Raw genomic sequence first — 6,258 nt, forward strand, 5'->3', positions numbered from 1 at the left:
TTGCTCCCGGTCGACTACAGTGCGTGATGTTCGCGCCCGCCCGTGCCGACGTACAGGAGCAGATCCGTGGCCACCCACGCCCGCCCCGGCCCCCTCGCGAGTCCGTCCCCGGCGGGTCGCCGGGTGCCCGAGCTGGATCCGGCCCTGATCGCGCAGTGGCAGGCCGGGGGAGGGGAGCTCATCGAGCTCTTCACCCAGGCGCACGAACGGCTCGGCGGCGTGGCCGCGTTGCGGCTCGGTCCGCGCCCGACCGTCCTGATCACCGCTCCGCAGGCCGTGCAGCACGTGCTCGCGCTCCACCCCGACCGGTACGTGAAGCGCTCGCACCGCGCCAGGCTCCTGATCGGCGACGGGGTCCTCGCCGCGACGGGCGAGGCCTGGCAGCGGCAACGCCGCCTGCTCCAGACCCAGTTCACCGGCCGTGGCATGCGCCGATACGAGCAGCGGATCACAGGCGCCGCCCGGACCACCGCGGCGCGCTGGGCCGGGTACGCCCGCACCGGGCAGGTCCTCGACGTCGGCGAGGAGATGCGCCGCTTCGCCCTGGACGCCATCTGGCGGTCCCTGACCGGGCACCCCCTCGATCCCGCGACGGAGCACGAACTGGCGGCCCTGCCGACGGTGGTGGCCGCGCTGCCCAGCCTCCCCGCCGACGGCACCGCCGCCCGGGGCGCCGTCGCCGCCGAACTGGCCCGGATCGACGCCGTGGCGGGCCTCGCCATCGCCGCCGCCCGCGGCGGCGGGGCCGGGCCCGACGGCCCGGGGCTGCTGCACGTCCTGATCGAGGCGGCCGGGACCCGTCCCGAGTACACCGACCGGCTGATCCGCGACGAGCTGGTCACCCTGATGGTCGCCGGCCACGAGACCACCGCCACCACCCTGACCTGGCTCTACCTGCTGCTGGACCGAAATCCGCAGGCGCGGGAGCGGGCCCTCGCCGCGGGCGCCGAGGGCTCACCCGAGCGGCGCCAAGCCGTCCAGGCGCTCGTCCACGAAACGCTGCGCTTCTACCCGTCCGCCTGGATACTGCCGCGCTGCGCGGCGCAGGACGACAACCTCGCCGGATACGACGTCGAGGCCGGCACCGACGTACTGGTCTGCCCCTACCTCACGCACCGGGACCCGGAACTCTGGGAGGACCCGGGGCGGTTCGATCCGGGGCGCTTCACCACCCCGGGGGGACGCCCCGGCCACCCGGGGAGCTACCTGCCGTTCGGCATCGGGCCCCGGGCCTGCCTCGGCCTGCAGTTCGCCCTGCGTGAGACGAGCGTGCTCCTGGAGCACCTGCTGCCCGCCCACACCCCGCGCTTCCGCTCCGTCCCGGCGAAGGCCGCGTACAGCATCACGGTCCGCCCGGACGGCCCCACACCCGCGGTGCTGGCCGCCGGCTAGGGGGTGTCTGATGGATGTCCGTGGGGAAGGAGCGGCGTCCGGTGCGTGCTCTCGGCGTGCCGACCGGAAGTCCGTGCACTGGATGTACTTGGGCTTTCGGTCGGTGCGGCGAGAGTGCGTGCCGGGCGTCGCGACGCCGCGGAGATCCGTCAGACATCCCCTAGCCGCGCGTTCAGCTGGCCGGCGGCGCGCTCCGCTCGGCGACCAGCGGTGCGAGCCCGTCCAGGATCCGGTCGAGCCCGAAGCGGAACTGGAAGTCCGGCTCGCCCGAGCCGGTGAAGGCGTCCGAGTCCAGCAGGCGCGTCACGGCGGGGTGGCTCTCGGGGCCGGAGAGCAGCCGCAAGGTGCGGACGTACTGGGCCAGGGCCTGCTGCGGGGCGACGCCCGACTTGATGATGGCGTCCATCATGTCGGCGGCCATGGTGGCCTCGTTCCGCACCAGGCCCCCGATCAGGATGATCGTGGAGAGCTTCTCGCTCTCCGCCAGACCCGTCTTCGCCATGGCGTCGAGCCCCCGGTCCATCCAGGCCAGTTGGTTCGGGGTCGCGGGCGGGGCCGTGATCGGGATGCGCAGGATCCAGGAGTTGGCCATCAGGACGGCCCGCTGCGCGTACGCCCAGTGCGTCAGCAGTTCGCGCCAGTCCCGCCCCTCTGACTCGGGCGGCAGCGGCGGCGGGGTGCCCACGCCCGCGTCGGACATGAGGACGTACAGCTCCTCCTTGGCGGCCACGTACCGGTAGAGGGACATCGTCGAGACGCCCAGCTCCTTGGCCACCCGGCCCATCGACACCGCGTCCATGCCCTCGGCGGCGGCGAGCGCGACGGCCGCCTCCACGATGCGGGGCAGCGTGAGCGTGGGGCGCGGCCCCTTCCCGGGGCGTTCGCGCAGGCCCCAGGCCATCTCCAGGCTGGCCGGTAGCCCGGTACCGCTGTCCTCGTCCGCCATGACCGCCCCTACTCGATTGACCTCCATTCTAGTTCTGTGTATTACTTACACAGCACAGCGTAAGCCATACGCAGAAGGGAGCGTCCTCTCATGACGACGCACGACCTCGGTATCCACGCCACCGGCCTGACCAAGTCCTACGGCGCGCTACGCGTCCTCGACGGCATCGACCTCGTCGTCCCGCGCGGCTCCGTCCTCGCCCTCCTCGGCCCCAACGGCGCGGGCAAGACCACCACCGTCCGGATCCTCGCCACCCTCACCGCCGCCGACTCCGGCACGGCCCGCGTCGCCGGCCACGACATCGCCTCCGCCCGCTCCCGGGTCCGTGAGCGCATCTCCCTCACCGGCCAGTTCGCCGCCGTCGACGAGCTGCTGACGGGCACCGAGACCCTGCGCATGATGGGCCGCCTCACCGGACTCTCCCCGCGCGCCGCGCGGACCCGCGCCGACGAACTCCTCGCCCGCTTCGGCCTCTCCGACGCGGCCGGCCGCACCGCGAAGACGTACTCGGGCGGCATGCGCCGCCGCCTCGACCTCGCCGCGAGCCTCGTCTCCCGCCCCGAGGTGATCTTCCTGGACGAGCCGACCAGCGGCCTCGACCCGCGCAGTCGCCAGGCCATGTGGGACCTCGTACGGGAACTGCGCGCCGACGGCGCCACCGTCCTGCTCACCACCCAGTACCTGGAGGAGGCCGACCAGCTCGCCGACCGCGTCGCAGTCCTCGCCGACGGCCGCATCGCCGCCGAGGGCACCCCGGCCGAGCTGAAGTCCCGCGTCGCCGGACACCGCCTGGACCTGACCCTGACCACCGGCGCCGCCTACGAGGCCCTCGCCCCGCGCGCCGTCCACCTCGACCCCGAGGCGCTCACCCTGGGCCTCGCCACCGACGGAACCGCCGCCCACGTCCGGAGCCTGCTCGACGAACTCGACCCGGAACGCACCGACGTCGACCGCTTCACCCTGCGCAGCGCCACCCTCGACGACGTTTTCCTCGCCCTGACTGGAGCCGACCGATGACCGCCCTGCCCGTGAGCTCCTTCGCCCTCGCCGGCCGCTGCCTGCGCATCAGCAGCCGCCGCCCCGACATGCTGATCACCGCCCTGATGCTGCCCGTCATGCTGATGCTGATCTTCGTCTACTTCTTCGGCGGGGCCATCGACACCGGGACGCAGTACGTCACTTACGTGGTCCCCGGCGCCATGCTGCTCTGCGCCGGCTTCGGCGCGGCCTCCACCGCCGTCAGCGTCTGCGAGGACATGAAGAACGGCGTCATCGACCGGCTGCGCTCCCTCGACATCGGCGGCGTCCCCATCCTGGCCGGGCACGTCACCGCATCGGTCCTGCGCAACCTGCTCTCCACCACCCTGGTCCTGGCCGTCGCCCTCGCCATCGGCTTCCGCCCCCAGGCGGGCCCGGCCGGATTCCTCGCGGCCGCCGGACTCCTCATCGCGTACGTCACCGCCATCTCCTGGCTGGCCGCGGCCCTCGGTCTGGCAGCCAACTCCCCTGAGGCAGCGGGCGGGTTCACCTTCCTGATGATGTTTCTGCCCTACCCCTCCAGCGCCTTCGTCCCCATCGACACCATGCCCGACTGGCTGCACGGCTTCGCCGACCACCAGCCGCTCACCCCGGTCATCGAATCCCTCCGGGCCCTGCTCCTGGACCAGCCCGCGGGCAGCGCCCCCTGGACCGCCCTGGCCTGGTGCGCGGCCATCCTGGCGACCGCCGTGGCCCTGACCTCCGTACTGTTCCGGCGCCGGACGCGATAGCGGGCGGGCGGCGCCACCGGCTCCCGGAAAACGCTTGGACCGCGTGGTCGGTCTTGCGGAACACTGCGACCTGGCCTACCGGTCCGAGAAGACAGGGTATGGGATGGGATCGCCTGAATCGAGCAAAGGTTCGCCCGGCAGGGGCCCGGTGCTCCTCGCTCTTCGCTACTACGGACGGGAGTTGACCCGGCTCCGCCTGCTGACGGTGCCCGCGATGCTGTGCCCGGCGCTGGGCAACATCGGCATCAACTACATCGCTCCGCTGGTCGTCGCGAAGCTCGTCGGCCGCATCGCCGGTGAGGGTGGGGACGGGAGCGGGGGAGCCGGCATCGGCTGGGCGCTGCCCTACGTCCTCGGCCTGGCCGGAGTGCTGCTCCTCGGCGAGGCGTTGTGGCGCATCGGACTGCACTTCCTGAACCGCGTCGACGCCCGCGGCATCGAACACCTCTACGTGATCGGCATGGACGAACTGTTCGCGAAGGACGCCGCGTTCTTCCACGACAACTTCGCCGGCTCGCTGACCAAACGGGTCCTCAGCTTCGCCTCCCGCTTCGAGGAGTTCGTCGACACGCTGACCTTCTCGGTCCTCGGCAGCTTCGTTCCCCTGCTGTTCGCATCGGTGGTGCTGTGGCAGTACGATCCGCTGCTCGTGGCCGGGCTCCTGGTGATGATCACACTGACGGCGGTGGGCGTGGCGCCCCTGATCCGCCGCCGGCAGGCGCTCGTCGCCCAGCGCGAGGAGGCGATCGCCCGGGTGTCGGGTCACGTCGCCGACAGCCTGATGAACATGGACACCGTGCGCTCCTTCGCCGCCGAGGCGCGAGAGGCCGCGGAGCACCGCTCCCGCGTCGCGGAATCACGGCGGCTCACGCTGCGGTCCTGGGACTACGGCAACCTGCGCATCGACACGCTGGTCGCACCGATGTCCGTACTAACCAACGTACTGGGCCTGTTGCTCGCCATCGCGCTCGGCGGGGGACAGCACGGTGTGGAGGCGGTCATCGTCGCCTTCACCTACTACGCCAGCGCGACGCGGATCATGTTCGAGTTCAACCAGATCTACCGCCGCCTGGAGAGCTCGATGACGGAGGCCGCGCAGTTCACCGAACTGCTCCTGGAACCGCCGACCGTGCTCGATACGCCCTCGCCGGAACCCCTGCGGACGAAGGCCGCCGACGTGCGCTTCGAAGGGGTGACCTTCGCCCACGGGGGCGCCGGGCCGCTCTTCGAGGGACTCGACCTGGTCGTGGCCGGCGGCGCGAAGATCGGCCTCGTCGGCCGGTCCGGCGGCGGCAAGACCACGCTCACCCGGCTGCTGCTGCGGATGACGGACATCGACGCGGGCCGGATCATGATCGGCGGGCAGGACATCAGCAAGCTGCGCCAGGCCGAGCTGCGCGGTCTGATGGCCTACGTCCCGCAGGACCCGGCGATGTTCCACCGCACCCTGCGGGAGAACATCGCCTTCGCCCGTCCGGACGCCACCGAGGCCGAGATCCGCCGCGCGGCCGAGGCCGCGCACGTCACGGAGTTCGCCGATGCGCTCCCCGACGGCTTCGACACCATGGTCGGCGAACGCGGGGTGAAGCTGTCCGGCGGGCAGCGCCAGCGGGTCGCGCTCGCCCGGGCGATCCTGCGCGACGCGCCGATCCTGCTGCTCGACGAGGCGACCAGCGCACTGGACTCCGAGAGCGAGATCCTCGTACAGGACGCGCTGTGGCGGCTCATGGAGGGGCGGACGGCGCTCGTGGTGGCGCACCGGCTCAGCACGGTCGCGGGCATGGACCGGCTCGTCGTCCTCGACCGCGGACGGATCGTCGAGCAGGGCACCCACCAGGAACTGCTCGACGCACACGGCGCGTACGCGAAGCTCTGGCAGCACCAGTCCGGCGGCTTCCTCGACGACACCCCCGCGCGGGCCGACCTGAAGGGCTGAGCCCGGCCGGTACGGTACGGCGGCGTAACGTGCGTAACGTGGATCAGCCGCGACCGGATGGGCGTGGAAACCGAGCGGTGTCGTACGAGGGAGTTCGAGGGTCGTGAGCGGACGGCGCAACGGCAGGCCCACTCTGGAGGAGGTCGCGGCCCTGGCGGGAGTCGGCCGAGGCACGGTCTCCCGGGTGATCAACGGTTCGCCGCGGGTGAGCGAGC

General features: G+C 72.1%; 6 protein-coding genes. 5 read left to right on the forward strand and 1 reads right to left on the reverse strand.

The window, feature by feature from the left end; all coding sequences use genetic code 11:
- The first annotated feature begins 66 nt into the window (after positions 1–66).
- The gene (locus ACZ7GJ_RS02760; protein WP_470748687.1) at positions 67–1,392 is read left to right on the forward strand and encodes a cytochrome P450; all 1,326 of its coding nucleotides are present in this window, start codon (positions 67–69) and stop codon (positions 1,390–1,392) included.
- A 172-nt stretch (positions 1,393–1,564) separates the two neighbouring features.
- Here the strand turns inward: ACZ7GJ_RS02760 and ACZ7GJ_RS02765 are convergent, their stop codons facing one another.
- Positions 1,565–2,365, reverse strand: coding sequence for a TetR/AcrR family transcriptional regulator (locus ACZ7GJ_RS02765; protein ID WP_470748689.1), 801 nt, complete (start codon positions 2,363–2,365; stop codon positions 1,565–1,567).
- A gap of 63 nt (positions 2,366–2,428) precedes the next feature.
- On the opposite strand from ACZ7GJ_RS02765, the gene ACZ7GJ_RS02770 reads away from it, so the two are divergent.
- The 4 genes from ACZ7GJ_RS02770 to ACZ7GJ_RS02785 all read left to right on the forward strand — a co-directional run.
- Positions 2,429–3,355, forward strand: a complete 927-nt coding sequence (locus ACZ7GJ_RS02770) for an ATP-binding cassette domain-containing protein (protein ID WP_470748691.1) — start codon at positions 2,429–2,431, stop codon at positions 3,353–3,355.
- Positions 3,352–4,107, forward strand: a complete 756-nt coding sequence (locus ACZ7GJ_RS02775) for an ABC transporter permease (RefSeq protein WP_470748693.1) — start codon at positions 3,352–3,354, stop codon at positions 4,105–4,107. Before ACZ7GJ_RS02770 ends, ACZ7GJ_RS02775 begins: the two co-directional genes overlap by 4 nt.
- Positions 4,108–4,210: 103 nt before the next feature.
- Positions 4,211–6,043 (forward strand): ABC transporter ATP-binding protein, encoded by a 1,833-nt coding sequence (locus tag ACZ7GJ_RS02780; protein ID WP_470748695.1) that lies wholly within the window; start codon positions 4,211–4,213, stop codon positions 6,041–6,043.
- 103 nt (positions 6,044–6,146) lie between these two features.
- On the forward strand, positions 6,147–6,258 hold a 112-nt coding region (locus ACZ7GJ_RS02785), incomplete at its 3' end, for a LacI family DNA-binding transcriptional regulator (RefSeq protein WP_470748753.1).

It is taken from the genome of Streptomyces sp. NPDC037242, assembly GCF_055604165.1.

What these genes read in the sequence shown, in the direction of transcription:
- ACZ7GJ_RS02765 (WP_470748689.1), bottom strand. Translation starts at nt 2,365, where the DNA reads ATGGAGGTCAATCGAGTAGGGGCGGTCATGGCGGACGAGGACAGCGGT.
- ACZ7GJ_RS02780 (WP_470748695.1), top strand. Translation starts at nt 4,211, where the DNA reads ATGGGATCGCCTGAATCGAGCAAAGGTTCGCCCGGCAGGGGCCCGGTG.
- ACZ7GJ_RS02770 (WP_470748691.1), top strand. Translation starts at nt 2,429, where the DNA reads ATGACGACGCACGACCTCGGTATCCACGCCACCGGCCTGACCAAGTCC.
- ACZ7GJ_RS02775 (WP_470748693.1), top strand. Translation starts at nt 3,352, where the DNA reads ATGACCGCCCTGCCCGTGAGCTCCTTCGCCCTCGCCGGCCGCTGCCTG.